The sequence below is a fragment of the Mycolicibacillus trivialis genome (assembly GCF_002102395.1).
Taxonomy (GTDB): Bacteria; Actinomycetota; Actinomycetes; order Mycobacteriales; family Mycobacteriaceae; genus Mycobacterium; species Mycobacterium triviale.
In genome coordinates this window covers 45,668-59,867 of sequence record NZ_LQPZ01000018.1, presented here as the reverse complement: position 1 = coordinate 59,867, position 14,200 = coordinate 45,668, and the positions used below count along the sequence as shown (strand labels likewise).

General features: G+C 68.5%; 17 protein-coding genes. 8 read left to right on the top strand and 9 right to left on the bottom strand.

Features of this window, described 5'->3' with window-relative positions; genetic code table 11:
* Window positions 1–393 precede the first annotated feature (393 nt).
* A complete protein-coding gene (locus AWC30_RS08600; RefSeq protein ID WP_165756470.1) occupies window positions 394–825 on the top strand; it encodes an STAS domain-containing protein in 432 nt (143 codons plus the stop codon).
* 34 nt (window positions 826–859) lie between these two features.
* On the opposite strand, the gene AWC30_RS08595 is transcribed toward AWC30_RS08600, so the two are convergent.
* Together AWC30_RS08595 and AWC30_RS08590 are read right to left on the bottom strand one after the other, a co-directional pair.
* Entirely contained in the window at window positions 860–1,648 is a 789-nt protein-coding gene (locus AWC30_RS08595; RefSeq protein WP_085109778.1) for a SigB/SigF/SigG family RNA polymerase sigma factor, read from the bottom strand.
* Window positions 1,648–2,085 carry an ATP-binding protein gene (locus tag AWC30_RS08590; RefSeq protein ID WP_085109777.1) on the bottom strand — a complete coding sequence of 146 codons (438 nt, stop codon included), beginning with the start codon at window positions 2,083–2,085 and terminating at the stop codon, window positions 1,648–1,650. The genes AWC30_RS08595 and AWC30_RS08590 overlap by 1 nt, the downstream gene beginning before the upstream one ends.
* A gap of 215 nt (window positions 2,086–2,300) precedes the next feature.
* Here AWC30_RS08590 and AWC30_RS08585 point away from each other — a divergent pair, with 215 nt between their 5' ends.
* Window positions 2,301–2,558 carry a DUF7218 family protein gene (locus tag AWC30_RS08585; protein ID WP_085109834.1) on the top strand — a complete coding sequence of 86 codons (258 nt, stop codon included), beginning with the start codon at window positions 2,301–2,303 and terminating at the stop codon, window positions 2,556–2,558.
* A 21-nt stretch (window positions 2,559–2,579) separates the two neighbouring features.
* Window positions 2,580–2,825: a microaggregate-binding protein 1 gene (mbp1, locus tag AWC30_RS08580; RefSeq protein WP_085109776.1), complete on the top strand. Its 246-nt coding sequence runs from the start codon at window positions 2,580–2,582 to the stop codon at window positions 2,823–2,825.
* Between the two features lie 108 nt (window positions 2,826–2,933).
* On the opposite strand, the gene AWC30_RS08575 is transcribed toward mbp1, so the two are convergent.
* Together AWC30_RS08575 and AWC30_RS08570 are read right to left on the bottom strand one after the other, a co-directional pair.
* Window positions 2,934–3,332 (bottom strand): hypothetical protein, encoded by a 399-nt coding sequence (locus AWC30_RS08575; protein WP_234807997.1) that lies wholly within the window; start codon window positions 3,330–3,332, stop codon window positions 2,934–2,936.
* A 76-nt stretch (window positions 3,333–3,408) separates the two neighbouring features.
* Window positions 3,409–5,511, bottom strand: coding sequence for a catalase (locus AWC30_RS08570; protein WP_085109774.1), 2,103 nt, complete (start codon window positions 5,509–5,511; stop codon window positions 3,409–3,411).
* A gap of 147 nt (window positions 5,512–5,658) precedes the next feature.
* Between AWC30_RS08570 and AWC30_RS08565 the strand changes: the two genes are divergently transcribed.
* Window positions 5,659–6,837: an alcohol dehydrogenase catalytic domain-containing protein gene (locus AWC30_RS08565; RefSeq protein WP_085109773.1), complete on the top strand. Its 1,179-nt coding sequence runs from the start codon at window positions 5,659–5,661 to the stop codon at window positions 6,835–6,837.
* Between the two features lie 75 nt (window positions 6,838–6,912).
* Window positions 6,913–7,611 (top strand): winged helix-turn-helix transcriptional regulator, encoded by a 699-nt coding sequence (locus tag AWC30_RS08560; RefSeq protein ID WP_085109772.1) that lies wholly within the window; start codon window positions 6,913–6,915, stop codon window positions 7,609–7,611.
* A 109-nt stretch (window positions 7,612–7,720) separates the two neighbouring features.
* Here AWC30_RS08560 and AWC30_RS08555 read toward each other — a convergent pair whose 3' ends face one another.
* Genes AWC30_RS08555 through AWC30_RS08545 form a run of 3 tightly spaced genes read right to left on the bottom strand, consistent with a single transcriptional unit; the run spans window position 7,721 to window position 9,528 of the window.
* Window positions 7,721–8,482: a cutinase family protein gene (locus AWC30_RS08555; protein ID WP_085109771.1), complete on the bottom strand. Its 762-nt coding sequence runs from the start codon at window positions 8,480–8,482 to the stop codon at window positions 7,721–7,723.
* 53 nt (window positions 8,483–8,535) lie between these two features.
* Window positions 8,536–8,949, bottom strand: a complete 414-nt coding sequence (locus tag AWC30_RS08550; RefSeq protein ID WP_085109770.1) for a ChaB family protein — start codon at window positions 8,947–8,949, stop codon at window positions 8,536–8,538.
* 33 nt (window positions 8,950–8,982) lie between these two features.
* Window positions 8,983–9,528, bottom strand: coding sequence for a DUF1360 domain-containing protein (locus AWC30_RS08545; protein WP_085109769.1), 546 nt, complete (start codon window positions 9,526–9,528; stop codon window positions 8,983–8,985).
* An 82-nt stretch (window positions 9,529–9,610) separates the two neighbouring features.
* Between AWC30_RS08545 and AWC30_RS08540 the strand changes: the two genes are divergently transcribed.
* On the top strand, window positions 9,611–10,726 hold the full coding sequence (locus AWC30_RS08540) for an Rv2629 family ribosome hibernation factor (RefSeq protein WP_085109768.1): 1,116 nt from the start codon (window positions 9,611–9,613) through the stop codon (window positions 10,724–10,726).
* Window positions 10,727–10,763: 37 nt separating this feature from the next.
* On the opposite strand, the gene AWC30_RS17785 is transcribed toward AWC30_RS08540, so the two are convergent.
* Window positions 10,764–10,919, bottom strand: a complete 156-nt coding sequence (locus tag AWC30_RS17785) for a DUF6131 family protein (protein WP_165756469.1) — start codon at window positions 10,917–10,919, stop codon at window positions 10,764–10,766.
* Window positions 10,916–11,164, bottom strand: a complete 249-nt coding sequence (locus AWC30_RS08535; protein ID WP_085109767.1) for a hypothetical protein — start codon at window positions 11,162–11,164, stop codon at window positions 10,916–10,918. The genes AWC30_RS17785 and AWC30_RS08535 overlap by 4 nt, the downstream gene beginning before the upstream one ends.
* 217 nt (window positions 11,165–11,381) lie before the next feature.
* Between AWC30_RS08535 and AWC30_RS08530 the strand changes: the two genes are divergently transcribed.
* Window positions 11,382–13,703 carry a molybdopterin oxidoreductase family protein gene (locus AWC30_RS08530; protein ID WP_085109766.1) on the top strand — a complete coding sequence of 774 codons (2,322 nt, stop codon included), beginning with the start codon at window positions 11,382–11,384 and terminating at the stop codon, window positions 13,701–13,703.
* Window positions 13,700–14,185: a hypothetical protein gene (locus tag AWC30_RS08525; protein ID WP_085109765.1), complete on the top strand. Its 486-nt coding sequence runs from the start codon at window positions 13,700–13,702 to the stop codon at window positions 14,183–14,185. Before AWC30_RS08530 ends, AWC30_RS08525 begins: the two co-directional genes overlap by 4 nt.
* Window positions 14,186–14,200: the final 15 nt, after the last annotated feature.

The following is a 14,200-nucleotide window of genomic DNA, read 5'->3' as shown; positions in this document are numbered from 1 at the left end:
ACGCAGTCGATACCCGGAGAAGTGGTCACTAAACGCTGCCGGCGAATCCTCCACGTACCGGGAAAAGCCCGGGACCTTCGCCCGACCGACGATCAGGCACCGACCACCGCGCCGTTGTCGCTCACGATGGCGATGTCCGGGTTGCTGCCACGGCCAGCGAAGCGGCTCCGGGCCGGAGTCCGGGTAAGGGTTCGTTGAGAAGAATGATCGACCGTTACCGAACCGTTGTCATTGCGGCGCCAGTGGAGTAACGTCGCCCACAGGTTGAGTTCACAGCCACCGGGAACCCGTCGAGGGCGTGCCGGGGAGGTGGAACTCCCCGGGGTATTCAATTCACGCATCGCTCTCGGCACGGTCCACAGAACGAATATGTCGACTGATGGAGCGATGGACATGACTGTGAAGCGTACTGCGGCCATCATTGAACCGGTGGCCGCCGATTTCCCGCCGAAGATCTGGGAAAGTCATACCGCACACTTCGAAGCGCGTTGGGACGGCACCGGTCTGGTGTTGGCCGTGCACGGCGAGATCGACGCCGCGAACGCCGCCGAGATCACCCAATGCGTGCGTGACGGCGTGGCGGACTGCCAGTGGGTGGTGTTGGATCTCGAGGGGGTGGAGTTCATGGGGACCGCGGGTTTCGCGGCCCTGCACGACATCGACACCGACCTCGTCGACGGCGTGTCGTGGGCGCTGGTGCCCAGCGCTGCCGTGTCGCGGTTGTTGCGCATCTGCGACCCGCACGGGACCCTGCCGAGCCAGCAGTCGGTGGCCGAGGCACTGGCCTACGTCCGGGACACCCGGGTGCTGCGACTGCTGGGCTGACCCTACGGCCGGCCCGTTGGCCCGGCTCCGCAGATCAGGGCATCTGGTCGCGGAGCCGGGCCAATGACTTTGCCAGCAACCGCGATACGTGCATCTGCGACACCCCGACCCGTTCGGCGATCTGGGTCTGGGTCATCGACTCGAAGAACCTCAAGATCAACACCGTTCGCTCTCGCTCAGGTAGCGCGTCGAGCAACGGCCGGAGGGTCTCGCGGTTCTCGATGCGCTCCATGCCGGCGTCCACCGAGCCCAGCGTGTCAGAGATCGCGCGGACGTCCTCATCACCGCCGCTGCTGCTGCCGCTGTCGATCGACAGCGTGTTGTAGGAACTACCGGCGACCAGGCCCTCAACGACCTCGGCGCGGCTGACCTCCATCTCCGCCGCCAACTCGGAGGGGGTCGGTGCCCGTCCCATCCGTTGGGACAGTTCGGCGGTGGCCGCACCGAGCCGCAGATGCATCTCCTTGAGGCGGCGCGGGACCTTCACCGACCAGCTGTTGTCGCGGAAGTGGCGGCGGACCTCACCCATGATGGTCGGCACCGCGAACGAGACGAAGTCCGAACCGGTTTCGACGTCGAAGCGCAGCACGGCGTTCACCAGTCCGACCCGGGCCACCTGCACGAGGTCGTCGCGCGCCTCGCCGCGCCCGTCGAAGCGCCGGGCGATGTGATCGGCCAGCGGCAGGCACCGTTCAACGATCATGTCCCGCTGCGTTCGGTACTCGGTCGTATCGGCGGGCAATGAAGCCAATTCCACGAACATCGCGGGAACGTCGGCGTACTCCGAACTCGACCGCGATGCCCGATCGGCACCGGATGCCATCAGCTGGTCTCCGCCCGACGTTTGGTCAGCGCGATGCCGACGAGCTGCCCGTCGACGCCGGGCTCCTCACCGCCGCGGAAGGTGCGGACGTCGTCGACCAAGGCGGTCAGCACATGCCAGCCGAAGCTTCCCGGCCCCACCACGTCGGTCGGCTCCGCGCAGGCCACGCACAATTCGATCCGCAACTCCCGTTCGCCGGGGCTGACCACCGTCACCAGGGTCGCGCCGACGCCGGCGACCCGGATCAGCTGCGTGCAGGCCTCGTCGACCGCCAGCCGCAGGTCGGCGACGCTGTCGAGGTCGAAATCCTCCAGGGCGCCGACGGCGCCGGCCAGGGTGCGCACCACCGCGACGTTGTCGACCCGGGCCGCCACGCGCAACTCGATGGACCGGTCGGTGCGCTCGTCTCGGGTCGCCTGGATCCTGGTGTTCGTCACGAGTTGCCCTCCCGGCCGTTGATCTCCTCGGGGTTACCGCCGCGACATTATCGCCCTGCGCGATCGCTCCGCGTGGCGCTTTCCGACGCCGCCGGATTGATACCCATTTGTCCCAGCCGTTAACCCCCGCCTCGACGATTCGATGTTTAGACCGATCCCGCAGCGGGCACTCCGGTGTGCGGGTCGGGAAGATTCAGCGCGGAAAGGAGAAGGAGATGCCGAACTCGTCGATCAAGGACGAGCGTCTCTACCAGGATCTGCGCGACAAGGGCGACTCGAAGGAGAAAGCCGCCCGCATCGCGAACGCCGCCGCCGCGAGTGGCCGCTCGAAAGTCGGTAAACGCGGCGGACGTTCGGGGTCCTACCAGGATTGGACCGTCCCTGAGCTCAAAAAGCGGGCAAAAGAGCTTGGCATGTCCGGCTATTCGAAGCTGACGAAAAGCAAGCTCATCGCGAAACTGCGAAACCACTAGCAGCACTGGGAAGGTGGACACATGACTGACAAGAACGCCGCCGAAGAAGCCATCAAGGGCGTCGTCGAGGACGCCAAGGGCAAGGCCAAGGAGGCCGTCGGTACGGTGACCGGCCGCGACGACATGATCCGCGAGGGCAAGGCTCAGCAGGACAAGGCCGAATCCGAGCGCGACGCCGCCAAGAAGGAAGCGGAGGCCGAGAAGTCCCGCGCCGAGGCGAAGGTCGACGAGCAGCGCCAGAAGGCCAGCCAGGACCCCGACAGCTGATCCGGTCCCGCGGGCTCTGCCCGGCCGGATTCTCTCAACCTGTTACCGCGAGAAGGGCTCAGCCGCTACGGCTGGGCCCTTTTCCCTTTCCCGCAACCGTCTCGGCCCTCAATCGAACAGCGCCGGCCCCGCGATCGGCGCGCCGGACATGAGCAGGATCGCGAAGCAGAGCATCAGCAGGAACCACCCGGCGCCCTGCCAACCCCACCACTGCTCACCCGCGCGGTAGCGCCGGTAGGTCCGCACGAACGCCCGCATCGCACCGGCGAACAGGATCACCGGGGACGCCAGCGCGAGCGCCGCGCGCTGCGGCACCCCGCAGGCCGCACCGCCCATCGCGCCGCTGTCGCAGCCGCTGGCCCACCACCCCGCGACGAGCAGCACCGCCACCCCGACCACCGTGACCAGCAACGCGAATCGCGCGGCCACCCCGACGGTGGGATCGTTCCGCAGCACCGGTCGACGCCGCCTGGGCTCCCCGTTCGTCAGCGGGGTCTGATCGGACACGGATATCCCCTTCCGTCGGCGGCGGTGCAGCGTCTCTTGAGCCTATGCGTTCACTGCGCCGGGCGGGGCGGGTCGGTCAGGCCGGTACGGCCTCGGTGCGCCGATCCCAGGCCCGGTGCTTGGCCAGCACGGTGGCGAACGCGTCGAAGAACGGCTCAGCGAGGTCGGCCGCGGCTGCGGCGGTGCTCACCACGCCGTGCGCCTCGACCACGTCGGTGTCCTCGGCGAGACGCTCACCGAAGTCCATCCGCCGCAACAGGTCTACCCCGGCGCCAAAGGCTCCCACCGCCTTGAGGTGTTTGTATGCCTCGGTGATGAAATGCAGTGCGTAGCCGTCGCCGCTCAGGGTGGCGATCGAGTCCGCTCCGCAGGGCACCACCACCGCGTCGTAGAGCACCGAGGCCATCGTGTTGATCGCCCGGTCCACCGGCAGTTCGCCGCCGGATCCGCCGGCGAGGGTGCCGCCCGCGGTCGGAGCCAGCACCTCGGCCACGGCGCCGCGTTCGGCCATCGCCTCGATGAACCGGCGAGTGCCCTCCACGTCGACGCCGTCGGCTGCCAGCACCGCGATCTTGCGGGTCTCGATGCCGCCGCTGCCGGTACCCACCTGCGACAGCGCCGGTGACGGCGCCATCGTGTCGTCGACGGGACGTTCCTCGGGTTCGGGCAGCCCGAGCAGCGCCGCGACCCGGGCGGCCATCGAATGGTCGATGAGATTGATCTGTTCGACGACCGCGGCGCGGATCTCCTCGGCGCGCACCTTGCCCAACTCGAAGCCGTATGCGGCCACGATGTGCTCCTGTTCCACCGGCGTCATGCTCTTCCAGAACATCCGGGCCTGGCTGTAGTGGTCTTGGAAGCTGTCCGCACGTTTGCGGATCGCGTGGCCGTCGATCTTCTGGGTGTAGTGCCGGAACACGTCCGGGTCGCCGGCGGCGCCCATCGCCGGGCAGCCCCCGCCGATGGAGTTCTGGTAGTAGCTCGACCGGCCTTTCGGGATGGTGATCTGGCCGTAGCCGTCGTGCTGGTTGTTGCGGACCTCGGCGATCGGGCGGTTGATCGGCAGTTGCGCGAAGTTGGGCCCGCCCAACCGGATCAGCTGGGTGTCCAGGTAGGAGAAGTTGCGGAACTGCAGCAGCGGATCGTTGGTGAAGTCGATGCCGGGCACCACGTTGGCCGGGCAGAACGCGACCTGCTCGGTCTCGGCGAAGAAGTTGTCCGGGTTGCGGTTGAGGACCATCTTGCCGACCGGCTGCACCGGCACCTGCTCCTCGGGGATGATCTTCGTGGCGTCGAGCAGGTCGAAATCGAAGTCGAATTCCTTGCTCTCCGGCACCAACTGCACCCCGAGCTCCCACTCCGGGTACTGGCCGGCCTCGATGGCGTCCCACAGATCGCGACGGTTGAAGTCGGGATCCTTGCCGGCCACCTTCTGGCACTCGTCCCAGATCAGCGAGTGCACACCCAGTTTGGGCGTCCAGTGGAACTTGACGAACGTGCCTTCGCCGTCGGCGTTGACGAACCGGAACGTGTTGACCCCGAAGCCCTGCATCATCCGGTAGCTGCGCGGCAGCGACCGGTCCGACATCAGCCACATGATGGTGTGCAGCGTTTCCGGTTGCAGCGCCACGAAGTCCCAGAGTGTGTCGTGCGCGGACTGCGCCTGCGGGATCTCGTTGTCCGGTTCGGGTTTGACCGCATGGACGAAGTCGGGGAACTTGATGCCGTCCTGGATGAAGAAGACCGGGAAGTTGTTGCCGACCAGGTCGTAGTTGCCCTGTTCGGTGTAGAACTTGGTGGCGAACCCGCGTACGTCGCGCACGGTGTCCGCCGATCCCCGGAAGCCGGCGACGGTGGAGAACCGGACGAACACCGGGGTCTGCTTGCCGGGTGTGGTCAGGAACTTCGCCGCGGTGTAGGGCGCCAGCCAGTCGTCGTAGGTCTCGAAGTACCCGTAGGCGCCGGCGCCGCGGGCGTGCACCACCCGCTCAGGGATGCGCTCGTGGTCGAAGTGGGTGATCTTCTCGCGGGCGTGGAAATCATCGAGGAGCGTCGGCCCCCGCTCCCCCGCGCTCAACGCGTCGTCGGTGTGGTCGACGCGAACACCCTGCTGGGTGGTCAGATATCCCGACTCCCGGTCGACCCGGTAGTCGTCCAACTGCTGCTGTTTGCGATCCACGGCCGCTCCTTCCGGATAGGGGTCTGACGGCCGGGTACCCGCGCGCACCGGCGGCAAACGACGCACCGGAGTCGGTTTGGCCGGCCGTCCGCAGGGCAATAGCCATGGGATGACGAAGCCGATGCCGCCGAGCGGAGAACGTCGCTGATGCGCGCCGTGACCTGGCAGGGACCCCGCAACGTCGAGGTGAACACCGTTCCCGATCCGGTGATCGAGGAACCCACCGATGCGATCATCGAGGTGACCACCACCAACATCTGCGGGTCCGACCTGCATCTCTACGAGGTACTGGGTCCCTTCATGGCGGCCGGCGACATCATGGGCCACGAACCGATCGGCGTGGTCCGCGAGGTCGGCCGGGAGGTGACCAATCTTCGCGCCGGCGACCGGGTGGTGATCCCGTTCCAGATCTCCTGCGGTCACTGCGTGATGTGCCGGGACCGGTTGACCACCCAATGCGAGACGACGCAGGTGCACGAGTACGGCACCGGAGCTGCCCTGTTCGGCTACTCCAAGCTCTACGGCCAGATCCCCGGCGCCCAAGCACACTTCCTGCGGGTGCCGCAGGCCCAGTTCACCCACATCCCGGTACCGGACGGGCCGCCGGACAGCCGGTATGTCTACCTCTCCGACGTGTTGCCCACCGCCTGGCAGGCCGTGCAGTACGCGGCGGTTCCACCCGGGGGGTCGGTGACCGTGCTCGGGTTGGGCCCGATCGGTGACATGGCCGCGCGCATCGCCGGCCACCTGGGATTCCGGGTGATCGGCGTCGATCTGGTGGCCGAGCGGCTGGCGCGGGCCAGCGCCCGCGGGATCGAAATCATCGACGCCACCGACCAACCCGAGGTCGGCGACGCGGTCCGGGAGCTCACCGACGGCCGCGGCACCGACGCGGTCATCGACGCGGTCGGGATGGAGGCGCACGGGTCGTCCGCCGCCCAAGCGGTGCAGCGACTGACCGCGCTGCTGCCCCGGCTGCTGTCGCGACCACTGATCCAGAACGCCGGTATCGACCGACTGGCCGCGCTGTACACCGCGATCGATGCGGTACGCCGCGGCGGCACCATCTCCCTGATCGGTGTCTACGGCGGCAAACTGGACCCGCTGCCGTTGTTCACCTTGTTCGACAAACAGATCCAGCTGCGGATGGGGCAGGCCAACGTCAAGCCCTGGGTCGACGACATCCTGCCCCTGCTCACCGACGACGACCCGTTGGGCGTGGACACCTTCGCGACCCACGAGCTGCCGCTGGAGGACGCCGCACACGGGTACCGGATCTTCCAGGAGAAGCGCGACGGCGCGGTCAAGGTGCTGCTGAAGCCCTGAGTGCCGGCTCGAACCCTGGGTTAACCCGCGCCGGGCAGGGTAACCAGCGGGTACCGGGCGAAGGGAGCATGGTCGATGTCGGTGGACGTATTGGTGCTCACCGGTGCCGCCGATCCGGCATCGGTGGTGCCGGCGTTGCCGGTCGTCGCCGACCGGCTACGGCACGCCCCGCTGTCCGATCCGCCACCACCGCGGGGTGGTGACGCCGACGTGGTGGTCATCGACGGGCGCACCGACCTCGCCGCGGCGCGACACGCCTGCCGGGTGATGGCGAACGCAGCCCCGCAGATCGCGGTGGTGGCGGTGCTGGCGCCCGAGGATCTGGTGGCCGTGGATCTGGATTGGCAGCTCGACGACGTGCTTTTGGAGTCCTGTGGCACCGCGGAGTTGCACACCCGGCTGCGGCTGGCGATCTCACGGCAGCAGGTGTCGGTCGACAGCACCCTGCGGCTCGGTGAACTCACCGTGCACCCGGCCGGCTACTCGGCCAGTTTGGCCGGCCGGGAATTGCATCTGACCATCACCGAGTTCAAGCTGCTGATTTTCCTGGTCGAACACGCCGGCCAGGCCGTGACCCGCAGCCGGCTGATGAACGCGGTCTGGGGGCACTGCGGCAGCCGCCGCACCGTGGACGTCCATGTGCAGCGGCTGCGCGCCAAGCTCGGCTGCGACCACGAACACCTCGTCGAAACCGTCCGCGGGGTCGGCTATCGCGCCGTCGCGTCAGCGCCGGTATCAGCCGGCCGGCGCGCGCCGGTCGCGGTGCTGCCCTGATCGGTCCACGCCGTCTGGGTCCACGCCATCGACTCTGCGCTGACCACGGTGTTGTGCGGGAAGCGCTCGTGGTCAGCGCAGAATCGAGCAGGCCGGTGCCGAACCGCGATCAGTTACCGAAGTTCGGCGCCGCGATCACCGGCTCGTTGGGCGCCGGCGCCGCGGGCACCCCGTTGATGCGGGCGGCGGCGAAGTCCGCGCCTTGGTTGATCACCGCCGGGTTGTTGGCGTAGCTGTTGTGCGCACTGAAGTCCAGGCCCAGGGAGCAGACGGCGTCCTCGGGCACGCACAGCTTCAACGTCTTGTCCTGGTAGAGCGGCCCGATGGCCACCGGAGGCTCGTTGAGGAAGTTCATCGCCCGCACGTTGGGCATCGAGTAGAGCACCACCGCGGCCACGTTCTCGGCGACCGCCGGGTCCAGCGGTTTGGGCACCGTCGCCGGGTCCACCCCGTCGGGCACCACCTCGGAGGTGACGAATCCCATCACCGCCGCACCCTGGGAGTAGCCGCCGAGCACCATCTTGGTGTTCGGGCAGGTGTTGGCGGTATTGACGATGTGGGCGCCGGCGTCGCGGATGCCGTCGACCCCGGTGGCCCACTGGTCGGTGGCCGGGTAGTTGACCGCGTAGACGTCCATCGACCGGTCACCCAGCCGCGAGCCCAGCGCGTCGATGAAGGCCTGCCCGGTCGGCCCCGGCCCGGCAGGTTCACCGGTGCCGCGGGCGAACACGACCTCCACGTCGGGGCACTGCGCCGCGGCGGCGGGCGGCGCAGTGGTGGACGAAAGCGCCAGGGCCCCGATGCCGCCGACGGCGAGTGCCGCCGAACCTAAGACCTGCGCGAATAACCGAGTCTGGTGACGTGCTTTCATGACCACAACAATGCCCCCGCTGCCGAAAATCTAAACCCGGTCGCACGACAACTTTAGCGTCCGCGAACCCGCCGGTTGTGCTTTTTGATCGCCTCGACCAGCTCGGGTTTGTTCATCGTCGAGCGGCCGGTGATGTCGAGGCGGCGCGCCACCTCCAGCAGGTGACGTTTACTGGCGTTGGCGTCGACGCCTTCGGCCGAGGGGCCGCTGTTGTGCGGTCCGCCGCCTTCGGCGCGACGGTCCGACGGGCCGCGCTGCTCCTTGGCCTCCCAGTGATCGCCGACCTTCTCGTAACTGTGTTTCAGCGCGGCGTAAGCGACTCGGTGAGCACGGCTCTCGCTGCCGTATTCGTCGAGCGCCGAGTCGTGGGCCTTGGCGAACGTGCGCTGCGCTTTGCGGTCGGAGCGCTGCAGTGTGCTGGGCAACTCGTCGCGTTTGGGTGTGCCGCTCCTGGTGGTCTTGGGCATGGCTCCTCCGTAGTCGGTCAGTCGATTGATGGATCAGTCACTGTGCCGTTCGGCCAGCTTCTGGGCATAGGCGTAGCCGAGTTGCAGGAAGTCCGCCCCGGCCACCGCGCTGAAACCGCCGGCCACCAACCGGGTCAGCCGCGGGGCGAACAGCAGGCCGATGACGAATGCGGTCGCAGCCCACATGTCCAGGCAGAACGGGCAGGTCAACAACTCACCCAGGCTGTGGCGCAGCGGCCCGTCCCGACGGACCTCCTCGTTGACCTCGGCCGGCCCGCCGGTTTCGGCGTAGCGGGCCACCGGCGCCCGCAGCGGACTGGTCACCGCGTCCTTGGACAGCGTGCGGGACAGTTTGTGGGTGCCCACCGTCAACAGCAGCAGGTCCTGGGCCCGCCAGCGCTCCGGCAGTACTCGGCCGGTGGCGGCGGCCAGCACTGCGATGAGGCCCACCAGCGCGGTATAGACGCCGAGCACGACGGCATAACCGCCCAGCGGGCGTGGCTGATCGCCGCGGTAGGCATCGGCTTCCGCCTTGGCTTTACCGACGAGGGCGTCGGGCAGCGGGGTGTTCTCCTGCACAGCACGACGTCTACCCGCAACCAGTGCGCGGCAATCACGGCCGCACGTTTGATCGCCGCGCACCCCGGCAACCCGATCCGGTATGGACGCTGAACGCTTGCGATCGCTGCTGGCCGGGAAGCGGCCCTTCGCATCGATCTATTTCGAGGATTCGCACGACACCGAGGACGCCGCGACGCAACTGGAGCTGAGGTGGCGGGCGCTGCGCGACGAACTGGCCGAGCACGACGCCGACGAGACCGTGATCAGCGCTGTCGAGCGCGCCGTGTTCGAGCTGCGCTCGCCGGTCGGAGCCAGCGGGCGCGCGATCATCGCCGACTCCGGGGGTGTGTTGCTCAACGAGCACCTGATCCGGCCGACGCCCCCGACCGTTCGGGTGTCGCCGCTGCCTTATCTGGTTCCGCTGATCACGCACGGCTATGACACGTCGGCGTACCTGCTGGCGGCCGTCGACCATCGCGGCGCCGACCTCACCGTCCACCGCGACGGCAGACTGGCGGCCGAGACGGTCGACGGTGGCGGCTATCCGGTGCACAAGGCCGCCGGCGCGGAGTCCGCCGGCTACAAGGATCCGCAGCCGCGCAGCGAGGAGGCGGCCCGCAAGAACATCCGCGCCGTCGCGGTGCGGGTCACCGAACTCGTCGACGATGCCGGGGCCGACCCGGTCTTCGTGGTCGGCGAGGTTCAGGCCCGCAGCGACCTCATCGCCGAGCTGCCGGACCGGATCGCCGAGCGGGTGGTGGTGCTCGACGTGGGGGCCCGCGACAGCGGCCACGACCTGACCGAGATACAGGATCGGATCGAGGCCGAACTGCTCAAGCGCAGGCTGAACGAGATCGACGCGGTGGTGCAACGGTTCCGTGCCGAGGTCGACCGGCCCGACGGCCTGGCCGCCGAGGGGCTGGCCGCGGTGTGCTCGGCGCTGAACCAGGGTGCGGTGGAGACGCTCATCATCGGGGAGATCGGCGACGCGACCGTGGTCACCGACGCGGAGCTGACGGTCGCTGCCGCCGACCCCGACGTGCTCTCGGCGTATGGCGAACAGCCCGCCCACACGATCCGAGCCGACGAGGCCCTGCCGGTCGGCGCGTTGGCGGTGGGGGCCGGGGTGGTTCGCACCGACGAGCGCATCCACCCGGCCGACGGTGTCGCCGCGGTGCTGCGCTACCCGGTCACAGCAGTGCCGGGCCCGTCCTGACGGCGGACGAGGCCCGGCACCGGGAACTGCGTTGGGGCTAGAACCAATAGCGTCTTCCGGCGACCGGCCGGCCCACCGCACCGAGCAGCCAGAAAACCGCACCGATCACCAACAGGATGATGCCGATCGTCCACAGTGCGGGGATGGCCAGCACGTAGCCGAGGATCAGCAGAATGATGCCGAGCACTATCATGACAACTCCATTTCTCGTTGGACCTCTTGCCAGGACGGCTGCAAAGCACTGGGCTCAGGCAGTCGGCAATCGGTGACCTTTGGATTGACCCCGAAGTAGTTCAACGGCCCGGAAATGATCGTCACGGCGATCGTTCCCGCTGTCGCACAACTTGTCTCGGTGTGCTGCAGATACCCGCGCTGCCAAGTCGCCAGCAATCCGATCAACAGCCACACCAACACGACCACGCCGAGAATCCCACGCATGAGGCTCCCTCCTGCCGGCTGGTGCCAGCGTCAGCCGACCGCTGGCAGCGGCTCGGCCTTGGTGGCACATACCCGGTCTCGCGATTGCCCAAACCTGGTTTCGCGACTCGCGACCCGATTCGCCGTCGCGGCAGGTCCGCCCGCATACGTTCCACCGGAACGGGTACGCACTCCGGTGAGCGCGCCGAAGTCGTCGCCGCCCACGTGAGGAGTGCCCATGGTCGACCGCATCGCCGAACCGTGGGGCGCCCGGACCCCCTACGCGGCCGGGCAGCGGTGGCCGGAGCGGGTCGACGGCTACCTGGCCGACGGCCTCGGCGACGACGACGTCGACCGCTGGGTGCCGTCGGCGGCCATCCTGCACTCCAACGGGGACGGCCTGGACATCGCCGTCAAAGACGACCGCATCGTCGGGGTCCGGGGTCGACGCCACGACCGGGTCAACCACGGCAGGCTCGACCCCAAGGACTTATTCGGCTGGCAGGCCAACAATTCCCGCGACCGGCTCACCGCGCCGCTGATCCGCCGCGGCGGCCGACTGGTGGAGACCGACTGGGAGACCGCGATGGCCGCCGTCGTCGACCGCTCCCGAGAACTCCTCGGCGAGCACGGCCCGGCCGCCATCGGCTTCTACACCTCCGGACAGCTGTTCCTCGAGGAGTACTACACGCTGGGAGTGATCGCCCGGGCAGGGCTGGGCACCAACCACGTCGACGGCAACACCCGGCTGTGCACCGCGACCGCCGAATGGGCGCTGAAGGAGTCCTTCGGCTGCGACGGCCAGCCCGGGTCCTACACCGACGTCGACCACGCCGACGTGATCGCCCTGTTCGGCCACAACGTGGCCGAGACCCAGACCGTGTTGTGGTCGCGCATTCTGGACCGGTTGGCCGGGCCGGATCCGCCGCAGATCGTCTGCGTCGACCCGCGCTCCACTCCGGTCGCCCGCGCCGCCACCGTGCACCTCGCGCCGCTGCCCGGCACCAATGTGGCGTTGATGAACGGCCTGCTGCACGAGGTCATCGCACACGGCTGGATCGATGGCGACTACCTTCGCGCCCACGTCGTCGGCTTCGAGAAACTGGCCGCCACGGTGGCCGACTATCCCGCCGCGCGGGCCGCCGCGATCTGCGGCATCGACGCCGCAGACCTGCGCCGGGCCGCCCGCATCGTCGGCGGGGCCGAACGACTGCTGTCCACCGTGCTGCAGGGGTTTTACCAGTCCCACCAGGCGACCGCCGCGGCGGTGCAGGTCAACAACCTCAACCTGATCCGGGGGATGATCGGCCGGCCGGGCGCGGGAGTGCTGCAGATGAACGGGCAACCCACCGCGCAGAACACCCGTGAGTGCGGCGCCAACGGTGATCTGCCGGGCTTCCGGAACTGGCAGAACGACGAGCATGTCGCCCAACTGGCCCGGCTGTGGAACGTCGACGTCGCCACCATCCCGCACTACTCCGAGCCCACCCACGCCATGCAGATGTTGCGGTTCGCCGAACAGGGCAGCCTGCGGATGCTGTGGGTCAGCGCCACCAACCCGGCGGTGTCGCTGCCCGAATTGCACCGGATCCGCAGCATCCTGCGGCAGGACCGGCTGATGCTGGTGGTGCAGGACATCTTCTTGACCGAGACCGCCGAACTCGCCGACGTGGTGTTGCCTGCGGCGGCCTGGGGGGAGAAGACCGGCACCTTCACCAACGTCGACCGCACCGTGCACATCTCGGACCAGGCGGTCGATCCGCCCGGGCAGGCCCGTGCCGACCTCGACATCTTCCTCGACTACGCCCGCCGGATGGATTTCCGCGACAACGACGGTGCGCCGCTGATCTCCTGGCACGGTCCCGAGTCCGCGTTCGCCGCCTGGCAGCGGTGTAGCGCCGGCCGACCGTGCGACTACACCGGCCTGAGCTATGCCAAACTGCGCCGGTCCGGCGGAATCCAGTGGCCCTGCAACGCCGATCACCCGGACGGCACGGAACGGCTCTACGCCGACGGGCGATTCTTCAGCGAGCCGTCGTACTCGGAGACATACACCAAGGACCTGATCACCGGCGGTGCGGTCGAGCCCACCGAGTACGCCGCGGCGAACCCGGACGGCAAGGCGATGCTGTGGCCGGTCGAGTACCTACCGCCCCACGAACGGCCCCGCGGTGAGAACGGCCTCTGGCTGATCACCGGCCGAACGGTGTATCACTTCCACACCCGCACCAAAACCGGCCGGACCCCTCAGCTCAACGCGGCCGCACCGGAGGTGTGGGTGGAGTTGTCGCGCTCCGACGCCGACCGGCTGGGAATCGCCGAGGGCGACGTCGTCGAACTGGCCTCCCCGCGCGGGACGGTGACCGCGCCCGCCCGCATCACCGACATCCGCGCGGGGGTGGCATTTCTGCCGTTTCACTACGGCTACTGGGACTGTTCCGCCGCCGGCCGGCACCGGGCCGCCAACGAACTCACGGTCACCGACTGGGATCCGGTGTCCAAGCAACCGCTGTTCAAAACCTCAGCGGTGCGCCTGCGGCGAAAGGACGGCGGAACATGACCAAGCTGGCCGAACTGATCCGGCGGCAGTACCGATCCGAGGCAGCGTTGGCCCGCCGGTTGCGTCGCGTCGGGCAACGCCATCAGGCCGACCACGACGTCTATCACCTCTGCGGCGATCTGGCCGCCTGGTCGGAGAGCCACCTGCGTCTGCTGGCCGCGGTCGGCGAACAGCACGGCCTGCGGCTCGACGCGGCTCCACCGCGGACCCACCGGGCCACGGCGTGGCTGCGCACCGCCGACAGCCGACTCCTGGGGCGCAGACCCGAGCCCAGCCTGCTGCTGCTCGCTGAACTGGTCGCCCTCTACCGGCAGGCCGCGACGGTGTCGTTGCAATGGGATCTGGTCGCGCAGGGCGCGCAGGCGACCCGGGACGAGGAGCTGTTGACGGTCGCCTCCCGCTGCCACCCGCACACCCTGCGACAGATGCGCTGGGTGGACACGATGGCCAAGGAGCTGTCTCCGCAGGCTCTGGCGGGCTGAGCGGGGCTGAGCCGA

Excerpts from the sequence above, each read along its gene's own strand:
- AWC30_RS08600 (WP_165756470.1), top strand. The coding sequence starts at position 394 with ATGACTGTGAAGCGTACTGCGGCCATCATTGAACCGGTGGCCGCCGAT.
- AWC30_RS08595 (WP_085109778.1), bottom strand. The coding sequence starts at position 1,648 with ATGGCATCCGGTGCCGATCGGGCATCGCGGTCGAGTTCGGAGTACGCC.
- AWC30_RS08585 (WP_085109834.1), top strand. The coding sequence starts at position 2,301 with ATGCCGAACTCGTCGATCAAGGACGAGCGTCTCTACCAGGATCTGCGC.
- mbp1 (WP_085109776.1), top strand. The coding sequence starts at position 2,580 with ATGACTGACAAGAACGCCGCCGAAGAAGCCATCAAGGGCGTCGTCGAG.
- AWC30_RS08565 (WP_085109773.1), top strand. The coding sequence starts at position 5,659 with ATGCGCGCCGTGACCTGGCAGGGACCCCGCAACGTCGAGGTGAACACC.
- AWC30_RS08560 (WP_085109772.1), top strand. The coding sequence starts at position 6,913 with ATGTCGGTGGACGTATTGGTGCTCACCGGTGCCGCCGATCCGGCATCG.
- AWC30_RS08555 (WP_085109771.1), bottom strand. The coding sequence starts at position 8,482 with ATGAAAGCACGTCACCAGACTCGGTTATTCGCGCAGGTCTTAGGTTCG.
- AWC30_RS08550 (WP_085109770.1), bottom strand. The coding sequence starts at position 8,949 with ATGCCCAAGACCACCAGGAGCGGCACACCCAAACGCGACGAGTTGCCC.
- AWC30_RS08540 (WP_085109768.1), top strand. The coding sequence starts at position 9,611 with ATGGACGCTGAACGCTTGCGATCGCTGCTGGCCGGGAAGCGGCCCTTC.
- AWC30_RS17785 (WP_165756469.1), bottom strand. The coding sequence starts at position 10,919 with ATGATAGTGCTCGGCATCATTCTGCTGATCCTCGGCTACGTGCTGGCC.
- AWC30_RS08535 (WP_085109767.1), bottom strand. The coding sequence starts at position 11,164 with ATGCGTGGGATTCTCGGCGTGGTCGTGTTGGTGTGGCTGTTGATCGGA.
- AWC30_RS08530 (WP_085109766.1), top strand. The coding sequence starts at position 11,382 with ATGGTCGACCGCATCGCCGAACCGTGGGGCGCCCGGACCCCCTACGCG.
- AWC30_RS08525 (WP_085109765.1), top strand. The coding sequence starts at position 13,700 with ATGACCAAGCTGGCCGAACTGATCCGGCGGCAGTACCGATCCGAGGCA.